Genomic DNA, 16,400 nt, shown 5'->3' on the forward strand with positions numbered 1-16,400 from the left:
CGCCTCCGCCCGTTCCCGCGCCCGCCCGGCCGCCGCCTCGCGCGCCTGCTCCCGCTCGATGCGCGCCAGCATCTCCGCAACGTCCGCCGCCCGCGCCAATGCCTCCTGCGCACGCCGTCCGGCCTCGTGCTCCGCACGGCGCGCCTCCGCCTCTCGCATGCGCGCCGCCGCGAGCTCCGCATCCAGCGCCCGCGCCGCGGACACCGCGGCTGCCTGCGCCGCCGCAACCAGCAACGATTCGGCCGCCGCGATCCGCGCCCGGCGCGATGCCTCCTGATCCGCTGCCCGCAGCGCATCCAACTCATGCCGGATCTGCCGCGCGATGCCCTGCAACACCAGCACGCCCCGCAGCGCCTCGTCCGGCGGCAGCGGCACCGCCAGCAGCGTCTCCGCCGGCCACAACGACAGCCGCCGCATCGCGGGCATCATCGGCACCAGCGCCGCCGCGCGACGCTCCACCTCCGCCCGCGCCGCCACCGCCGCGACCGCAGCCTCGCGCTCGCGCTCCTGCGCCTCGTCCAGCACCGCCTCGGCCTGCTGCACCCGCTCGGCCATCGCGACGCGCTGCCGCGCCAGGCCACGCTCGACCTCCCCAGCCTCCCGCGCGAGTCGCGCCGCCTCAGCGGCAACGGCCCGCTCGGCCTCGGCCGTGCGCCGGGCATCCTGGACAGCCTGGCGCGACGGCTGGGCGAGCGCAGTCGTCGCCAGCAGCACAAGCAGCAGGGTCAGGCGGGCGAGGACGGGCAGGGCAGGCTCCTCAGACGGGCAACGACGGTGGTAGGCGAGCGAGGCGGGCGGCGGCAACCGTGGATGGTTAGGCCCCCGAAGGTTGGAGGGGCGCCGCCCCTCCAAGCCACCCCGCCAAAGGCCGAAGGGCCTTTGGAAACCTCGATCCGCACTCGCAGGCAGGATGTGCGCGACGTTGGTAGTTGTTCGTGCTATGTTCCCAACGCCAAGATTGGAGGTGCGCCGTCGCCATGATTCGGCGGACCGCGGTAAAGGGATAAAGGCCTAAAAGCTTAAAGTGCTTTAGGCTGGCAAAGCCGACAGTGCCGAACGGGGGCGGGCATCCTGAAACGGTATGCGGGGAGCCCGGGCGGAACGCCGGAGAGGAGCAAAGGCCCTCTCCGAAACGAAGCTCACTGCACGCGGATGTCTCGCGCCCTGATCATGTCCCGCCACTTCGCGTTCTCCGCCGCGAAGTACCTCGGCCAGTCATCCGGCGAGGTGACCATCGGCAACACCGCGAGCGCGGCAAGCCGCAGGCGCGTATCCGCAGCCATCATCGCGGCGCGGGCAAGATCGTTTGCGCGCCGCGCGATTTCCGGCGGCAGCCCGGCCGGCGCCTGCAAAGCGATCTGTTCCTCGACGACCACCCCGGGGAACCCCTGCTCCGCAAAAGTCGGGATCTCCGGCGCCAGCGGGCTCCGCTGGGCCGAGGCAATGCCCAGCGCCCGCAACGTGCCGGCCTGGATCTGCGGCAGGATGCCCGACGCGGCCTGGAACACCATCGGCGTCTCGTTGGCGATCACGCCCTGCACGGCCGGCCCGCCACCGCGATACCCGACATCGGGGATCGTCAGCCGCGCTTCCTGCAGGAACAACTCGGTGGCGAGATGCGTCGAGGAGCCGATGCCCGAATTGGCATAGGTGATGCGGTGGTCCGGCCGCCGCGCCATCTCGACGAACTCGGCGAGCGTGCGCGCCGGGAAATCCTTGTTCACCACCATGATGATGGGCATGGCCGCGAGCAGCCCGAGCCCGACCAGGTCGCGCTCATTGTCGTAGGGAAGCTGGTACAGCCAGGGCGCCATCGCATAGGTGCTGACGGTGCTGACCAGCAGCGTGTAGCCGTCCGGCCTGGCCCGCGCGACGGAACCGAACCCGATCGTCCCATTGGCGCCGGACCGGTTGTCCACCACGAAGGACTTGCCGGTGTCCTGCGACAGCCGCTGCGCCAGGATGCGCGCGACGGCGTCGGTGGAACCGCCGGCGGCCCAGGGAACGACGAGGGTGACCGGCCGGCTCGGCCAGGCCTCCTGTGCCGCGGCGCCGCGCGCAACGCCCATAGCGGCCGCGAGGCCGATCGTGGAGCGACGGGTGATCATGGCGTCATGCCTCCCAAGGGACAGCCCATTCGGGCCGTTGCCGAGCGTTCTAGACCGAGTCGCTGCGCGGGTGGAACTGTCGAGCGGCGTCAGTATTCGGCGTAGAGCTCGATGATGTTCTCCTCGGGATCGCGGAAGAACAGCGTGCGGTGGCGCCATTGGGGCAGGTCCGTCGGTCCCCGCAGGATGGGAACGCCCTTGGCCAGAAGGTCGGCATGCCAGCCATCGACGGCCTCACGGGGCACCCGGAACGCCAGTTGAAGCGCGGCCGACCCGGCCGGCAGCGGCCCGTCGTCGCAGACGGACCAGACACCACGCGGGCGAAGCGTCAGAAGCGTGGCGCCGACCTGGAAGCTCACCCAGTTCGCGCGTTCCTCCGCGATCGCGAGCCCCAGGACGTCGCCGTAGAAGGTGCGGGTCTCCGGCATCCGGCGGCACAGGATGATGGTGTGGTCGAGCTGCCCGATCTGGCTGGGCCTCATGGCTGCGCCGACCCGGCTTGCAGGCCGCGCTGTCGCGGCGTGGGTGTGGTGGCGGCGGCCATCACTCGGCGGCGGCCTGCTGGCGCCGGCGCAGCAGGGATCGCCCGGTCATCGCGGCCGGCTGCGCCATGCCCATCAGCGCCAGCAGCGTCGGCGCGATATCGGCGAGGCGCCCATCGTCCAACGCCACGCCATCCGGCGCGCCGAGCACGATGGCGGGAACCGGGTTGGTGGTGTGCGCGGTGTGCGGCCCGCCGGTCTTCGGGTCCTTCATCAGCTCCGCATTGCCGTGGTCGGCGGTGACGAACAGCGCGCCGCCGGCGCTGCGGATGGCGTCCGCGATGCGGCCGAGGCCGGTATCCGCCGCCTCCACCGCCTTCGTCGCCGCGGCGAGGCTGCCGGTGTGGCCTACCATGTCGGCATTGGCGAAGTTCAGCACGATGAGGTCGAAGCGCCCCGACCCGATCGCGGCCACCGCCTTGTCGGTCAGCTCAGGCGCCGACATCTCCGGTTGCAGGTCGTAGGTCGCGACCTTCGGCGAGGCGACGAGGATGCGTTCCTCGCCGGGGAAGGGCGTCTCCTCGCCGCCATTCAGGAAGTAGGTGACATGCGGGTACTTCTCCGTCTCCGCCATGCGGAGTTGCGTCTTGCCGGCGGCGGACACCACGGCACCAAGGATGTCCTGCATGGATTGCGAGGCGAAGAGCGTGGCGAGGAAGGAGTTCAGCGCGTCGCTGTATTCCGTCATGCCCGCGGCGGCTGCGAAGTGGACGACGCGCTTGCGCTCGAAGCCTTGGAAGGCCGGGTCGAGCAGGGCGGCGAGGATCTGCCGCACGCGGTCGGCGCGGAAGTTGAAGCAGAGCAGCCCGTCGCCATCCTTCATGCCGGCGTAGTCGCCGATGACGGTCGCGGGGATGAACTCGTCGGTCTTGCCGGCGGTGTGGCCTGCCGCGATCGCACCCTGTGCGGTGGCGGCGCGGGCGCCCTCGGCCACGACCATCGCGTCATAGGCCTGGGAGACGCGCTCCCACCGATTGTCGCGATCCATCGCGAAGTAGCGGCCGGTGACGGTGGCGATGGAGACGCCGGGCAGGCGCGCGATGTCGGCCTCGAACCTCGCCATGAAATCCGGCGCGGCATTCGGCGCGGTGTCCCGGCCATCGGTCAGCGCATGGACGGCGACCTTGATGCCGGCCTTCGACAGGATGCGGGCGAGTGCCACGGCGTGGTCCTGATGCGCATGCACGCCGCCCGGCGAGAGCAGGCCCATCAGGTGGCAGGTGCCGCCGGTTTCCTTCAGCTTGCCGACCAGGCCCGTCAGGGCCGGCAGTGTGGCGATCGAGCCATCGGCGATAGCGGCGCCGATGCGCGGCAGGTCCTGCATGACCACGCGGCCGGCGCCGATGTTGAGGTGCCCGACCTCGGAATTGCCCATCTGCCCGTCCGGCAGGCCGACATCCGCGCCGGAGGTGCGGAGGAAGGCGTGCGGGCATTCCGACCACAGGCGGTCGAAGGCCGGTGTGCGCGCCTGGCGCACCGCGTTGTCCGCCCGGTCCTCACGCCAGCCCCAGCCGTCGAGGATGACGAGCATGACGGGGCGCGGCGGTGAGGCGGGCATGGCGTGGTCCTTAACCTTAAGTCCTTGGTGGGATTAGCCCCTGCCACGCCAAAGGAGCAAGCCGATGCCCTGTCCGCTCGGATCGTTGATCGCCCGCGAAGGGTCTGCGACTGATTCCAGATTGGGATCCGCGGGGCGTTAGTTGGGAAAAAGCTCCACATGCGTCTCGGCCGTCCTGCCGGAATAGACGGCTCGGCGGCCAGGGAAGGAGACGACGTAGCCGACGCAGCCCGCCGCCATCGCCTTGGCGCAGAAGCCGGCATAGGTGTAGCCGGGCACCTGTTGTTGCGCCTCGCGGATCGCCGCCTGCAGCGCGGGGATGTCGAAGGCCTGGCCGATCGTGTCGGCGTGGCGGTTCGTGGGCAGTTCGACGCTGTCGCCGTCGGGCCGGTAGTAGATCGTCGTCGCACGGCGGTAGTCGACCGCGTAGCCTTCGAAGCCCGCCTGTATCAGCGTGGCGAGGATCTCGGGGAAGCTTGTCGTGTTGTTCTCGGCGCCGTCGAGGCAGGCGGCGGCGATGGCCTTTAGCTGGTCGTCCATGGTCGTTCCTTCGTCAGTCAATGGCGATGCCGGTGACGCCGGCATGGCGCACCAGGTCCTTCAGGATGCGGGCGAGGGCTTCGCGATCGGCATCCGGGAGACGGGCGAAGCAGGCGGCGTCGTTGGCATCGGCCAGCGCGGCGAGGCGGGGCACGAAGGCGGCAGCCTGGTGGGTCAAGGCGAGGGTCTGGGCGCGGGCGTCCTCGGGGTTCGCTGCGCGGGCGATCAGCCCCTTGGCGATCAGCCGGTCGGCGAGCTTGGTCACCGCACCGCGGGTCAGGCCCATGCGGTCGGCGAGGCGGCTTGGCGCCATGGGCGCCTGGCCGAACAACACGCGCATCATCGCCCATTCGGCGACGGTGACGTCCTCGGCTGCGAGGCGGCGGGCGAAGGCGTGCGAAACGTGGTTCGACACCTGGCGCAGCCAGTAGCCGAGATGGTCGGTGAGGTCGGGAACAGTCATCGTTCAGGGCTCATTGTTGACTGGGAAACTAACGTGAAGAAGTTTCCTAGTCAACTAGAATGCGATTGCCGTGAGCGACCTGACGAAGGGGCGGAGCCGGGACATCGCCGCGAGGGGCCTACGGTCGCCACGCGCGATGATACGGGTGGTTCTGCCGGATCGCCTGCGCGCGATAGAGCTGCTCCGCCAGCATCCCGCGCACGAGGAAATGCGGCCAGGTCATCGGTCCCAGCGCGATGCGGTGCTGCGCGCGGGCGGTGACGGCGGGATCGAGCCCCTCCGCCCCGCCGATCAGGAAGCAGGCGGTGCGCCCTGCCTCCTCCCCACGCGCCAGCAGGGCGGCGAAGGCCTCGCTGTCGGGCTGTTCGCCGCCGAGGTCGAGCGCCACCGCCATGGCATCCGCGGGGAGGGCGGCGAGCAGTGCCGCCCCCTCGCGCCTCCGCACCTCAGCCGCGGAGCCGCGGGCCTCGGGGATTTCCGTTACCTCGGGCGGCGGGCGCAGCCGGGCGGCGTAATGCGCGTAGAGCGCCGCCTCCGGCCCTGCCTTCATGCGCCCGACCGCGAGGATCCTAACCGGGCGTGGCGTTGGAAGCCCCCGGGCTCTCGGGGCCCCACATGCGCTCGATCCGGTAAAGTTCGCGCGCATCCGGTCGGAACAAGTGGATCACCAGATCCCCGGCGTCGATCAGCACCCAGTCCGGCGATGCCTGGACGGAATCGCGGCGCAGATGCAGGCCGACCTTGGCGAATGCTTCGTCGAGATGCTGGGCCATGGCCTGGAGCTGGCGCTCGACCTGGCCGGTCGCGACGATCAGGCGATCGGCGTAATCGGCACGTCCGGTGACATCGAGCAGCACGATGTTCTCGGCCTTGTCGTCCTCGAGCGACTTCATCGCCGCCTCGACGATCAGCGTCAGGCGATCGGGGGAAAGCTTCTCCCGCTTGCCACTGCGCTTCGGGCGCGGAGCAGCGGGGGCCGCGCCATCGTCGGCGGCCTTCGAAGCCTTGGTCTTGGCCGTCGTCTTCGATGCTGCCCTGGTCTTCGACTCGGCCTCGGTCTTTGCCTTCGACGTCGTTGCCTTCGCCTTGGGCTTGGCATCGGCCTTCGCCTTCGGTGGTGCCTTGGCCTTCGGCTCGGCCTTGGCTTTCGTCGTCGCGGCCTTGGCCTTCGGCTCCGCCTTCGGCGTCGTCTTGACCTCGGTCTTGGCGGCCTTCTTCGATGGGGCCTCCGCCTTGGCTTTGGCCTTCACCTTGGGTTCGGCCTCGGCCTTCACCTTCGCGCTGGCCTTCTTCTTCGGCTCGACTTCTGCCTTCGCCTTGCCGGCGGGCTTCGTCTCGGTGGTCTTCGGCGTGCGGGCTATGGCCCCCTCCTCTCGCCCGTGCCCCGCTTCCGATCGTGCTTGTCGGATCGCGGTGGCGGATGCGGCGTGCTCTCGCGCCGGAACCAAGCACCAAGCGGCGTGCGGCGCAAAGGATTCCGCCAGCAACGCCCCCGGCGACCGCCGATGGCGGCGCAGGACCTGCGCCGCGCGGCTGGTCACGGCCCGTCGCGTCCAGGCCGGCCGCGGCAGCACCGCGAGCCCCACATGTTGCGCGATGTCGCGCCACCGCTTCCAGCGCGGCAGCTGCACCAGATTGTCGGCGCCGATCACGAAGACGAAACGAGAGCAGCGAAAACGGCGGCGCAGCGCCGCCAGCGTATCCGCCGTGAATCGCGTGCCGAGCGTGCGTTCCAGGTCTGTCGCGATGATCCGACGTCCATCGGCGATCCGCCGCGCGGAGGCCAGCCGTTCCGCCAGCGGCGCCATGCCCGCCACCGGCTTCAGCGGATTGCCCGGCGAGACAAGCAGCCAGACCTCGTCGAGCTTCAGCGCGCGGCGCGCGACCTCCGCGACATGCCGGTGCCCCGCATGCGCCGGGTTGAACGATCCGCCGAGCAGCCCGATCCGTCGCCGGCGCTCATCACCGAATCGGCCCGGTGTCACCGCGTTCGGACACTCACGCTGACCGGCTGCGCCACCAGCCCGTCATAGCGCACGGTGTAGGTGCGCCCCGGTTCCAGCGGCAGGGTCGGCGAGTAGCCGGCGACCGAGATGACCTGTCCCGGTTCGAGCTGCCGCCCGGCACGCGCCAGATCCTCGATGAGAAAGGCCACCACATCGAGCGGATGGCCGAGCGCCGCGCTGCCCTGGGCGCGGGCGCGTTCCTGCCCGCGGTCATCCACCATCGTCACGGTCATCGAACCCAGCCGGTCGACGAAATCCTGCGTCGCTTCCACGGGAATCGGCTCCCCCACCACGCCGAGCCGCGCGCCGACATTGATCGCGAGCAGGTTCGGCCCGTCGAAGCCGCCGGACAGCACCAGGTCCGGCAGCTCGATGTACGGGATCACCGCGTCGAGATGGCGCAGAATCTCCAGCCGGTCGCGCCCTGCCTGGTTGATGCCGGCATCGCGCACGCGCACCAGGAAATCGCTTTCGATCACGGGTACGGCGCCGAAGCGGGCCGGGACGGTCGCGCCGTCACGGAGGCTGACGCTGCTTTCCATCAGCACGCCGCGCACCGGATGGCTCACGCCGAAGCGCTGCTGCACGGGCGCGCTGGTAAGCCCCACCTTGTAGCCGACCGGGCGCCCCCAGGATTCGCGCAGCACCGACACCATGAGGTTCTGCGCGCAGAAGCCGTCGGCCAGCGAGGTCATGCCGGTGAAGGCCGGGCTCGGCCGGTTGTCGAGCAGCGCCTCGGCAACGCGGCCGACCGCCGCCGCATCGGGGCAATCGGCCTGGGCGGCGACGGGCAGGGCGAGCAGGCCGGTGAGCAGCAACAGGCGGCGCATCGTGTCGTTCCTCCGAGGGGCGGCGATGCTAGCGGCGGCGTGGCCCACCGGGGAAGGCCGCCTCAGCGGAAGTTCACCACGACGGCGCCGAGGCCCTCGACCGAGAGGCGCCAGGTCTCGCCCGGTCGCGGCGCCACCGGGGCGGCCGGGCCGAGCAGCGCCACGGTCTCGTCCGCGCGCAACGGGCGACCCTCGGCGGCGAGGCTGCGCGCCAGCGCCTGCAGCAGCTCGGCCGGCGGCGAGGCAAGGCCGAGCACCCCGGCCAGCACGCTGCCATCGGCCTGGAGGGTCGCCGAAGGGACCTGGGCCGGGGCGGCCAGGCGCGTGGCGGGGCCCACCACGCCGAGCCGCAGGCCGAGATTGCCAGCAACGCGGGCGACCGGCCCGTCACCCGGGGTCGCCGCAAGATCGAGCAGGGCGAGATACGGGCTCACCGCCTCCACCTGCCCGCCGGCGCCGATATGGAGCAGCAGGCCCGGGGCGATGGCCGGCCGCGCGGCGTAGCGCGCCTCGATTGTGGCACCGGACCGCTCACGGAGCGTCGCGAAGTACAGCAGGCCGCGCAATGGCGGCGTCGCCCCGGCCGCGATCGCATAGCCGGAGACGTCGCCCCAGGGTTGCGCCAGCAGGGCAACCAACCGGTCCTGTGCGCAGAGCGCCTCGGCCTCATCGGTCACCCCGAACGGGGCGGGCGTGCCGCGCTCGATCAGTGCCGCAGCGAAGCGGGCGACGGTCGCGACGTCAGGGCAGGCGGCGCGGGCGGGCGCCGCCGCGGCCAAGGCCAGCAGCAGCGTCGCCGCGCCCCGGGTCATGGCCGCGTCTGCCCCGTGCCGATGACGTGATAGCGGTAGGTGCAGAGCTGTTCGAGCCCGACCGGCCCGCGCGCATGCATCCGGCCCGTGGCGATGCCGATCTCAGCGCCGAAGCCGAATTCGAAGCCGTCGCAGAACTGTGTCGACGCGTTCCACATGCCGACAGCGGAATCGAGCCCGTCGAGGAACTCGCGCGCCGCGGCGTCGTCCTGCGTGACGATCGCCTCCGTGTGTTCGGAGCCGTAGCGGCGGATGTGGGCGAGGGCCTCCGCAACGCCGTCGACGACCTTCACCGACAGGATGGCGTCGAGCCACTCGGTGGCGAAGTCCTGTTCCGTCGCGGCGGGTAGGTCGCCGACGATCGCCCGCGCGCGGTCGTCGGCGCGGAACTCGCAGCCAAGCGCACGAAGATCGTCGACCAGCAGTGGCAGCAGCACTGATGCGACGGCGGCATCGATCAGCAGCGTCTCGGTCGACCCGCAGACACCCGTGCGGCGCATCTTCGCATTCACCAGCAGGCTGCGTGCCATGTCGGGATCCGCAGCCGCGTGGACGTAGGTGTGGCAGAGCCCCTCCGCATGGGCGAGGACCGGCACGCGCGCCTCCTCCATCACCCGCGTGACCAAGCCCTTGCCGCCGCGCGGCACGATCAGGTCGATCAGGCCCGATGCGCGCAGCATCGCGCCGACGAACGCACGGTCGGCGGTCGGGGCGATCTGGATCGCGGCCTCCGGCAGGCCGGCGGCGCGGAGGCCCTCGATGAGGCAGGCGTGGATCGCCGCGGCCGAGCGCGTGCTTTCCGACCCGCCACGCAGAATCACGGCATTGCCAGATTTCAGGCAGAGCACCGCGGCATCCGCCGTCACGTTGGGCCGGCTCTCGAAGATCATGCCGATGACCCCGAGAGGCTGCGCAACGCGGCGGATGACAAGGCCGTTCGGCCGCGTCCACTCCGCGAGAATGCGGCCGACGGGGTCGGGGAGGGCGACGACGTCCTCGATGCCGGCGGCTATCGCCTCGATGCGCGAAGGGGTCAGCGTCAGCCGGTCGCGGAAGGCGGCGGTGAGATCGGGCGCGTTGTCGAGATCCGCCGCATTGGCGGCAAGGATCGCGGCCGCGTTCCGGCGGAGGGCGGCGGCGGCTTCACGCAGGGCGAGATCCTTCACCGGCGCCGGGGCACGCGCGACGACGGCAGCGGCCTCGCGCGCGGCGCGGGCGGCGGTGTCGAGAAGGCGGGCAGCGTCCTGGGTGATGGCGTTCACGGTGTGGTCCTCCGAAGGCGGAGGCTTATCGCGGGACGGGGTTCCGGGGGAAGGGTGCTCTCACGCGCGATACGCGACCCAGCCCCGAAAGGTCAGCGCGGCATAGAACAGGCTGACGCCGACAAAGCCGGCCGCCCGGAGCAGCGCCTCATCCTGCTCAGGCGGGAGCACCGGCAGCCGGGTGCCGATCGCCTCGGCTGCCGCTTCCGCTTTGTCACGCGGAATGCCTGAGGCCGTGGCGAAGGCTGCGTAGCGCGACAGCCAGATATCCTTCTCGCCCGGTTCCTGCGGGAAGCTGTGATGAGCGACGACCAGCGGCGCGCCGGGTTTCAGGCGCTTCCACAGTTCTCCCAGGGTGCGTGCGCGGTCCTCCGCCGGGATGAAGTGCAGTGTCAGCAGGCACGTCGCGGCATCGAAGGGGCCAGGCGGCGCGGCGTCGATCGTTCCTTCGCGGAGATCGGCCCGCGACGCGAGCGGACCGAGCGTGCGCGTCGCCAGGGCCAGCATCTCGGCCAACGGATCCACCCCGAGGAGCCGCCAGCCGGGACGGGCCTCCGCGAAGACCTTCATCTCCAGCCCGCCGCCCGCGCCGAGCACGAGGAGGTTAGCGTCCTCCCCGACCCGTTCGTTGATGAGCTGCAGCGTCATCCGCTGAAGGTCAGCGAAGCCCGGCACGAGCTTCGGAGGATTCTCCGCGTAGCGGGCGACGGTGTCAGGATCGGAAAAGAACGACACCGATGCCTCCTACGCGGCCAGCACCGCGACGAGATTCATGCGCTGCGTTGGCACCCCATCACTCGATGCGGATGCCGCTGTCGCGGATGATCGGCGCCCAGCGCTCGCGCTCGCGCGTCCAGGCGGTGGCGAATTCCTGCGGCGTGGTGGGCATGGGCTCCAGCCCGTTCCGGTTCAGCGTCGCGACCACCTCCTCATCACGCAGCGCCGTGTTCATCGCCTGCGACAGCCGCGTCACGGCACCATCGGGCGTGCCGCGCGGCGCGAGCACCGCGTACCAGGAGGCAACATCGAAATCCGGGACGCCGCCTTCCTGCACGGTCGGAATGTCCGGCAGCAGCCGCGACCGGCGCGAGGTCGGCACCGCGAGCGCCCGCAGCTTGCCGCTCTCGACATGCGCAAGAACCGATGGCGCGGTGGCGAAGGAGTAGTCGATGCGACCGGAGATGAGATCGGTCGCGACCAGCGCGCCGCCGCGATAGGAGACCGGCACCGTCTCGATGCCGGCGAGCCGGTCGAGCAGCAGGCCGGCGAGCTGCGGCGATCCGCCGATGCCGCTGTGCCCCCAGGACAGCGAGCCCGGCGCGCGCTTCGCCGCCGCGACGAGATCGCCGACGCTGCGCCATGGCCGCTCGGCCGGCACGACGAGGATGTTGAAGGCATCCACGGCAATCGACACGGGCACGAGATCGCGCTGCGGATCAACCGGCATCCGCATGACCATCGGGTTGATGATCAGCGTGCCGATCGTGCCCAAGACCACCGTATGGCCATCCGCCGCCGAGCGCGCGACGGTCTCCAGCGCGATGTTGCCGCCGGCACCCGCACGGTTCTCGACGACGACGGGCTGGCCAAGCACATCCCCCATCTTCGGTGCGAAGGCGCGCGCGGCGATATCCGTCGCGCCGCCGGGCGTATAGCCGACGACGAAGCGGACGGGGCGGTCCGGAAAGCTCCCCTGTGCGAGCGCCGGGACCGCAAGCGGTGCCGTTGCAGCAACGAGAAGCGTGCGACGAGAGATGCGTTCGATCATGGATGTCCGTCCCGGCCGATCAAGTTCTTCTGACGCATTTTCGCATGGTGACGCTTTCCGACAAGTCACCATTCGCCGGATGCATGGCGGTGATAACCGAGGCGGGTTGGGAAGAGGGCGGCCGACTGCCCACTTCAGTCGGTGAAGTGATGACCGGACGGATCTCGGACGCATCACGACATTTGCTCAAGGAGCACATCATGAACCGCAACATCATCCGCATCGCTGCTGCCGCCGTGCTGGGCCTGGGCGTCGTGCAGGGCGCGATCGCGGCGCCGTCGCAGGATGCGGCGAATTCATACACCAATGGCACGCTGCGTGGCGGCAACGCCTATGTCGGTGGCAGCGGCGAGAATGAATCCGTCGCCTATGCCGGCACGCGTCCGCAGGGCGTGACCGCCGCGCCTGCGCGCATCACCGGCAGCGGCGAGAACATCTCGGTTGAACTGCCGGCGCCCACCTTCTCGGCGCCGAGCGCCTGGGTCGCGGTGATTGACGGGAGCGGCGAGAACCAGTCGGTGCGTTACGTACCGCGGGGCTGAGGCCCTCAGGCCAGGACGAGATCGTCCCGGTGGATGATCTCGTCCCGGCCGCGCCAGCCGAGCAGTGATTCGAGTTCCTCGCTGCGATGGCCGGCGATCAGGCGCGCGGCCTCGGCATCATAGGCCGAGAGGCCGCGCGCCACTTCGCGCCCGCCCTCATCGCGCACGCTGATCGGGTCACCGCGCGAGAAATCGCCTTCCACGCTGCGCACGCCGGCCGGCAGCAGCGAGGAGCCGCGCTGCAGCGCGCGTGCGGCACCCGCATCCACGACGAGTGCGCCAAGCGGGGCCAGGCTGCCGGCGATCCAGCGCTTACGCGCGGTTCGGCCTTCCGGTGCCGGCAGGAACCAGGTGCAACGCGCGCCATCGACCAGTGCTGCCAGCGGGTTGTCGCGCTGGCCAAGTGCGATTGCCATCGCGCAACCCGCGCCTGTCGCGATGCGCGCGGCGATGAGCTTGGTGCGCATGCCCCCGGAGGAGTAGCCGGGGGGCGGGTCCCCGCCCATCGCCATGATCTCGTCGGTGATCCGTTCGACAGCCGGGATATGCGCGGCCGCAGCGTCCTTGCGCGGGTCGGCGGTGTAGAGGCCATCGATGTCCGACAGCAGCACCAGCGCATCGGCGCTGATCATCTCCGCGACGCGGGCGGCGAGGCGGTCATTGTCGCCGAACCGGATCTCGGCGGTCGCGACCGTGTCGTTCTCGTTGATCACCGGCACGCAGCCAAGCTGAAGCAGGGTGCTGATCGTCGCGCGCGCGTTCAAATAGCGCCGGCGGTCTTCCGAATCCTCGAGCGTTAGCAGGAGCTGAGCGGCATTCATGCGATGCGCGGACAGCGCTTCCTGCCAGGCGCCGGCGAGGCGGATCTGGCCGACGGCGGCGGCGGCCTGCTTCTCCTCGAGCCGCAGTGCGCGGCGCGTCAGCCCGAGGGCGCGGCGTGCCAGGGAGATGGCGCCGGAGGAGACGAGCACGACCTCCGCCCCGCGTGCGCGCAGTGCGGCGACGTCGGCGGCGACCGAGGCGAGCCAGGCGCTGCGCGGCGCCGCCGTCTCGCTGTCCACCACCAGGGCGGAGCCGATCTTGACGACGATGCGCTTAGCGCTGGCGAGGGAGGGAGCGGCCGAGTCTGACATGGCGCGCGGCCTGTAGCATGCGGGACGGCGCGCCTGAAGGCCGGGACGGACGACATGGTCCTGTTGCTTGTCAGGGCGGCCGCTGGGTCTATGGTCCCTTCGCCAGCAGGCACATTGGGAGCACCACGGCATGGCCGACCTGATCATCATCGCCTACCCCGACCTTGCGACGGCCGAGGCGGCACGCGCGAAGCTGATGCAGCTTCAGAAGGAGTACCTGGTCGAGCTCGGCGACGCCGTCGTCGCGGAACGCCAGGCCGATGGGTCGGTGAAGCTGCATCAGCTGATCAACACCACCGCGGCCGGCGCGGCGGGGGGCGCGCTGTGGGGCACGCTGATCGGGATGCTGTTCCTGAATCCGCTGCTTGGCGCGGCGGCCGGTGCGGCCGGCGGCGCGTTGAGCGGCTACCTGACCGATGTCGGCATCGACGACAAGTTCCTCAAGGAAGCCGGCGAGGCGCTGACGCCGGGCCAGGCGGCGCTGTGCGTGCTGGTGCGGAAGGTGACGGCCGACAAGGTGGTGCCGGAGATGGCGCATTTCGGGGGGACCGTGCTGCGCACGAACCTCACGAGCGAGCAGGAGACGAAGCTGCGCGAAGCGCTGCGGGCCGGGTGAGGGCAGAATCCAAAGGCCCTTCGGCCTTTGGAGGGGAGAGTCGGAGAGGGGCGGCGCCCCTCTCGGTCCACCGAGCAGGCTACGGCAGCGCCTCGGCTTCCGCGAGCCGCCGTGCGTGGATCGTGTCGGCCAGCGCACGCAAGGCTTCCGGCACGCTGTCTCCGGTTGCGCCGCTGATTACCAGGACCCTGCCGCCACTGGCGCGTTCCAGCGCCTTCACCCGCGAGGCGCGAGCCTGCGGCGTCATCGCATCCGCCTTGTTCAGCGCGACGATCTCCGGCTTCTCCGCCAGGCCGTGACCGTAGCCGGCGAGTTCGGCGCGGATGGTGCGATAGGCGCCGGCGGGGTCGGCCTGGGTGCCGTCGATCAGGTGCAGCAGCACCGCGCAGCGCTCGACATGGCCCAGGAAGCGATCGCCGAGTCCCGCACCTTCATGCGCCCCTTCGATCAGGCCGGGGATGTCGGCGATGACAAATTCCTCGGTCGCATTCAGCCGCACCACGCCAAGCTGCGGGTGCAGCGTGGTGAAGGGATAGTCGGCGATCTTCGGCTTCGCGGCCGAGACGGCGGCGAGAAAGGTGGACTTGCCGGCGTTGGGCAGGCCGACCAGGCCCGCATCGGCGATCAGCTTCAGGCGCAGCCAGATCCAGCGCTCCTCGCCCGGCCAGCCCTTATCGGCGCGACGCGGAGCGCGGTTGGTGCTGGTCTTGTAGTTCGCATTGCCGAAGCCGCCATCGCCGCCGCGCGCGATCACGATGCGCTTGCCCGGCTCATCGAGGTCGGCGAGCAGCGTTTCCTTGTCCTCGGCGAGGATCTGGGTGCCGACCGGCACCTTCAGGATCACGTCATCCGAGCCGGCCCCGGTGCGGTCGGAACCGGCGCCGTTGCCGCCTTTGCGCGACTTGAAATGCTGCGTGTAGCGGTAGTCGATCAGGGTGTTGAGGCCGTCGACCGCCTCAGCGACGACGTCGCCGCCTTTTCCGCCGTTGCCGCCGTCGGGACCGCCGAACTCGATGAACTTCTCACGCCGAAATGCGACGACGCCATCGCCGCCGTCACCGGCCTTCACCCAGACCTTGGCTTCATCGAGGAATTTCATGGATCGAGGTGCCTGAAATGCGAACGGGGGCCTGTGGCCCCCGTTGAGACGACGGCGCGCGGCGCGTCGTTACTCGGCGGCCTGGGCTTCCGGCACGACCGTGACGTGCACGCGGCCTTCGGCGCGGCGGACGAACTGCACGCGGCCCGTGACGGCGGCGTGCAGCGAGTGCTGACGGCCGGCATAGACATTCTCGCCCGGGATCATCTTCGTACCGCGCTGGGTTACGATGACGGAACCGGCATTCACGGCCTGGCCGCCGAACAGCTTCACCCCGAGGCGCTTGCCTGCGGAATCGCGACCGTTGCGGGACGAGCCGCCTGCCTTCTTGTGAGCCATGGGTTTGTGCTCCTTACGCCGCGGAGATGGCGGCGATCTTCAGCACCGTCTGGTGCTGGCGATGGCCGTTCTTGCGCCGGCTGTTTTGGCGGCGGCGCTTCTTGAAGATGATGACCTTGTCGCCGCGGGACTGCTCGACAACGGTCGCGGTGACGGTCGCGCCCGGCACGGTCGGCGCGCCGACGGTCAGACCGGCCTCACCGCCCAGCAGCAGCACGTCATGGAAGGTCACGGTGGAGCCGGGCTCGGCCTCCAGCTTCTCGACGGAAAGCACGGCGTCGGGGGTGACGCGGTACTGCTTGCCGCCGGTGCGGATCACTGCATAGGTCATGGGTCGCCCCGGACTCTTTCTAAACTGTGGGTTTCCGGGCCTCCGCCCAAAAACGACCGTCGGCGGCGCCGAGGCGCCTCCGTGGGAGCGGGGCGTATAGCGCCGACGTTGGGCGGACGTCAACGGCCAGGGGGCGTTGCGTCGCGCGAGGGAGATGATTATACGGCGGGACCCCTCGACCAGGGAACCTTTCGCCGGCAATGGCCGGCGCGTGCGGAGAGGTGCCGGAGTGGTCGAACGGGTCGGTCTCGAAAACCGAAGTACGGGCAACTGTACCGTGGGTTCGAATCCCACCCTCTCCGCCAGAACCCCTGGAAATCCGCCATTCTTTGTCCTCGCTGGGCGCAAAAAGCCCCGGACATCTGCCAGTCTTCGTCCGCCGTCGAACGTGGTTGAACGGCCGCGACCGGGTCGGTATGGATGGGTTGGCGGATGGGTTGACGGTGGATGG

General features: G+C 70.3%; 17 protein-coding genes, 1 tRNA gene and 2 pseudogenes. 3 read left to right on the top strand and 17 right to left on the bottom strand.

Annotated elements, in window-relative coordinates:
• The 13 genes and pseudogenes from GXW78_RS20485 to GXW78_RS20550 all read right to left on the bottom strand — a co-directional run.
• Window positions 1-804, bottom strand: a pseudogene (locus GXW78_RS20485) (hypothetical protein); the annotation flags it as partial.
• Window positions 805-1,139: 335 nt separating this feature from the next.
• A complete protein-coding gene (locus tag GXW78_RS20490) occupies window positions 1,140-2,108 on the bottom strand; it encodes a Bug family tripartite tricarboxylate transporter substrate binding protein (RefSeq protein ID WP_211870761.1) in 969 nt (322 codons plus the stop codon).
• 89 nt (window positions 2,109-2,197) lie between these two features.
• On the bottom strand, window positions 2,198-2,590 hold the full coding sequence (locus tag GXW78_RS20495; RefSeq protein WP_211870762.1) for a VOC family protein: 393 nt from the start codon (window positions 2,588-2,590) through the stop codon (window positions 2,198-2,200).
• A gap of 61 nt (window positions 2,591-2,651) precedes the next feature.
• Window positions 2,652-4,208: a 2,3-bisphosphoglycerate-independent phosphoglycerate mutase gene (gene gpmI, locus GXW78_RS20500; protein ID WP_246522466.1), complete on the bottom strand. Its 1,557-nt coding sequence runs from the start codon at window positions 4,206-4,208 to the stop codon at window positions 2,652-2,654.
• A gap of 138 nt (window positions 4,209-4,346) precedes the next feature.
• Window positions 4,347-4,748, bottom strand: coding sequence for a DUF1398 domain-containing protein (locus GXW78_RS20505; RefSeq protein ID WP_211870763.1), 402 nt, complete (start codon window positions 4,746-4,748; stop codon window positions 4,347-4,349).
• Between the two features lie 13 nt (window positions 4,749-4,761).
• On the bottom strand, window positions 4,762-5,211 hold the full coding sequence (locus GXW78_RS20510; protein WP_211870764.1) for a MarR family winged helix-turn-helix transcriptional regulator: 450 nt from the start codon (window positions 5,209-5,211) through the stop codon (window positions 4,762-4,764).
• A 118-nt stretch (window positions 5,212-5,329) separates the two neighbouring features.
• On the bottom strand, window positions 5,330-5,761 hold the full coding sequence (locus tag GXW78_RS20515) for a 23S rRNA (pseudouridine(1915)-N(3))-methyltransferase RlmH (protein WP_246522468.1): 432 nt from the start codon (window positions 5,759-5,761) through the stop codon (window positions 5,330-5,332).
• A 19-nt stretch (window positions 5,762-5,780) separates the two neighbouring features.
• Complete coding sequence (locus GXW78_RS28515) at window positions 5,781-7,196, bottom strand: nicotinate-nucleotide adenylyltransferase (protein ID WP_338147800.1); 1,416 nt, start codon at window positions 7,194-7,196, stop codon at window positions 5,781-5,783.
• Window positions 7,193-8,047: a 2-keto-4-pentenoate hydratase gene (locus tag GXW78_RS20530; protein ID WP_211870766.1), complete on the bottom strand. Its 855-nt coding sequence runs from the start codon at window positions 8,045-8,047 to the stop codon at window positions 7,193-7,195. Before GXW78_RS20530 ends, GXW78_RS28515 begins: the two co-directional genes overlap by 4 nt.
• A 62-nt stretch (window positions 8,048-8,109) precedes the next feature.
• Entirely contained in the window at window positions 8,110-8,859 is a 750-nt protein-coding gene (locus GXW78_RS20535) for a hypothetical protein (protein ID WP_211870767.1), read from the bottom strand.
• Window positions 8,856-10,148, bottom strand: a pseudogene (locus GXW78_RS20540) (glutamate-5-semialdehyde dehydrogenase); the annotation flags it as partial. The gene GXW78_RS20535 and the pseudogene GXW78_RS20540, both read right to left, overlap by 4 nt.
• 33 nt (window positions 10,149-10,181) lie before the next feature.
• Window positions 10,182-10,856 (bottom strand): class I SAM-dependent methyltransferase, encoded by a 675-nt coding sequence (locus GXW78_RS20545; RefSeq protein WP_338147801.1) that lies wholly within the window; start codon window positions 10,854-10,856, stop codon window positions 10,182-10,184.
• A 58-nt stretch (window positions 10,857-10,914) separates the two neighbouring features.
• Window positions 10,915-11,889, bottom strand: coding sequence for a Bug family tripartite tricarboxylate transporter substrate binding protein (locus GXW78_RS20550; protein WP_211870769.1), 975 nt, complete (start codon window positions 11,887-11,889; stop codon window positions 10,915-10,917).
• A 2-nt stretch (window positions 11,890-11,891) separates the two neighbouring features.
• On the opposite strand from GXW78_RS20550, the gene GXW78_RS20555 reads away from it, so the two are divergent.
• The gene (locus GXW78_RS20555; RefSeq protein WP_211870770.1) at window positions 11,892-12,431 is read left to right on the top strand and encodes a hypothetical protein; all 540 of its coding nucleotides are present in this window, start codon (window positions 11,892-11,894) and stop codon (window positions 12,429-12,431) included.
• Between the two features lie 5 nt (window positions 12,432-12,436).
• Here the strand turns inward: GXW78_RS20555 and proB are convergent, their stop codons facing one another.
• Window positions 12,437-13,564 (bottom strand): glutamate 5-kinase, encoded by a 1,128-nt coding sequence (gene proB, locus GXW78_RS20560; RefSeq protein ID WP_211870771.1) that lies wholly within the window; start codon window positions 13,562-13,564, stop codon window positions 12,437-12,439.
• A gap of 130 nt (window positions 13,565-13,694) precedes the next feature.
• Here proB and GXW78_RS20565 point away from each other — a divergent pair, with 130 nt between their 5' ends.
• Window positions 13,695-14,180 carry a DUF1269 domain-containing protein gene (locus GXW78_RS20565; protein WP_211870772.1) on the top strand — a complete coding sequence of 162 codons (486 nt, stop codon included), beginning with the start codon at window positions 13,695-13,697 and terminating at the stop codon, window positions 14,178-14,180.
• Between the two features lie 79 nt (window positions 14,181-14,259).
• On the opposite strand, the gene obgE is transcribed toward GXW78_RS20565, so the two are convergent.
• From obgE to rplU, 3 genes are all read right to left on the bottom strand, one after another.
• Complete coding sequence (gene obgE, locus GXW78_RS20570; RefSeq protein WP_211870773.1) at window positions 14,260-15,279, bottom strand: GTPase ObgE; 1,020 nt, start codon at window positions 15,277-15,279, stop codon at window positions 14,260-14,262.
• Between the two features lie 69 nt (window positions 15,280-15,348).
• Window positions 15,349-15,618, bottom strand: a complete 270-nt coding sequence (gene rpmA, locus GXW78_RS20575) for a 50S ribosomal protein L27 (RefSeq protein WP_211870774.1) — start codon at window positions 15,616-15,618, stop codon at window positions 15,349-15,351.
• A gap of 13 nt (window positions 15,619-15,631) precedes the next feature.
• Window positions 15,632-15,949, bottom strand: a complete 318-nt coding sequence (gene rplU, locus GXW78_RS20580) for a 50S ribosomal protein L21 (RefSeq protein ID WP_211870775.1) — start codon at window positions 15,947-15,949, stop codon at window positions 15,632-15,634.
• Between the two features lie 215 nt (window positions 15,950-16,164).
• Between rplU and GXW78_RS20585 the strand changes: the two genes are divergently transcribed.
• Window positions 16,165-16,254 (top strand) — tRNA-Ser (locus GXW78_RS20585).
• Window positions 16,255-16,400: the final 146 nt, after the last annotated feature.

It is taken from the genome of Neoroseomonas terrae, from assembly GCF_018129025.1.
GTDB lineage: Bacteria > Pseudomonadota > Alphaproteobacteria > Acetobacterales > Acetobacteraceae > Neoroseomonas > Neoroseomonas terrae.

Coding starts and splice junctions, on each gene's coding strand:
- GXW78_RS20490 (WP_211870761.1), bottom strand. CDS start 2,108: ATGATCACCCGTCGCTCCACGATCGGCCTCGCGGCCGCTATGGGCGTT.
- GXW78_RS20495 (WP_211870762.1), bottom strand. CDS start 2,590: ATGAGGCCCAGCCAGATCGGGCAGCTCGACCACACCATCATCCTGTGC.
- gpmI (WP_246522466.1), bottom strand. CDS start 4,208: ATGCCCGCCTCACCGCCGCGCCCCGTCATGCTCGTCATCCTCGACGGC.
- GXW78_RS20505 (WP_211870763.1), bottom strand. CDS start 4,748: ATGGACGACCAGCTAAAGGCCATCGCCGCCGCCTGCCTCGACGGCGCC.
- GXW78_RS20510 (WP_211870764.1), bottom strand. CDS start 5,211: ATGACTGTTCCCGACCTCACCGACCATCTCGGCTACTGGCTGCGCCAG.
- GXW78_RS20515 (WP_246522468.1), bottom strand. CDS start 5,761: ATGAAGGCAGGGCCGGAGGCGGCGCTCTACGCGCATTACGCCGCCCGG.
- GXW78_RS20530 (WP_211870766.1), bottom strand. CDS start 8,047: ATGCGCCGCCTGTTGCTGCTCACCGGCCTGCTCGCCCTGCCCGTCGCC.
- GXW78_RS20535 (WP_211870767.1), bottom strand. CDS start 8,859: ATGACCCGGGGCGCGGCGACGCTGCTGCTGGCCTTGGCCGCGGCGGCG.
- GXW78_RS20550 (WP_211870769.1), bottom strand. CDS start 11,889: ATGATCGAACGCATCTCTCGTCGCACGCTTCTCGTTGCTGCAACGGCA.
- GXW78_RS20555 (WP_211870770.1), top strand. CDS start 11,892: ATGTCCGTCCCGGCCGATCAAGTTCTTCTGACGCATTTTCGCATGGTG.
- proB (WP_211870771.1), bottom strand. CDS start 13,564: ATGTCAGACTCGGCCGCTCCCTCCCTCGCCAGCGCTAAGCGCATCGTC.
- GXW78_RS20565 (WP_211870772.1), top strand. CDS start 13,695: ATGGCCGACCTGATCATCATCGCCTACCCCGACCTTGCGACGGCCGAG.
- obgE (WP_211870773.1), bottom strand. CDS start 15,279: ATGAAATTCCTCGATGAAGCCAAGGTCTGGGTGAAGGCCGGTGACGGC.
- rpmA (WP_211870774.1), bottom strand. CDS start 15,618: ATGGCTCACAAGAAGGCAGGCGGCTCGTCCCGCAACGGTCGCGATTCC.
- rplU (WP_211870775.1), bottom strand. CDS start 15,949: ATGACCTATGCAGTGATCCGCACCGGCGGCAAGCAGTACCGCGTCACC.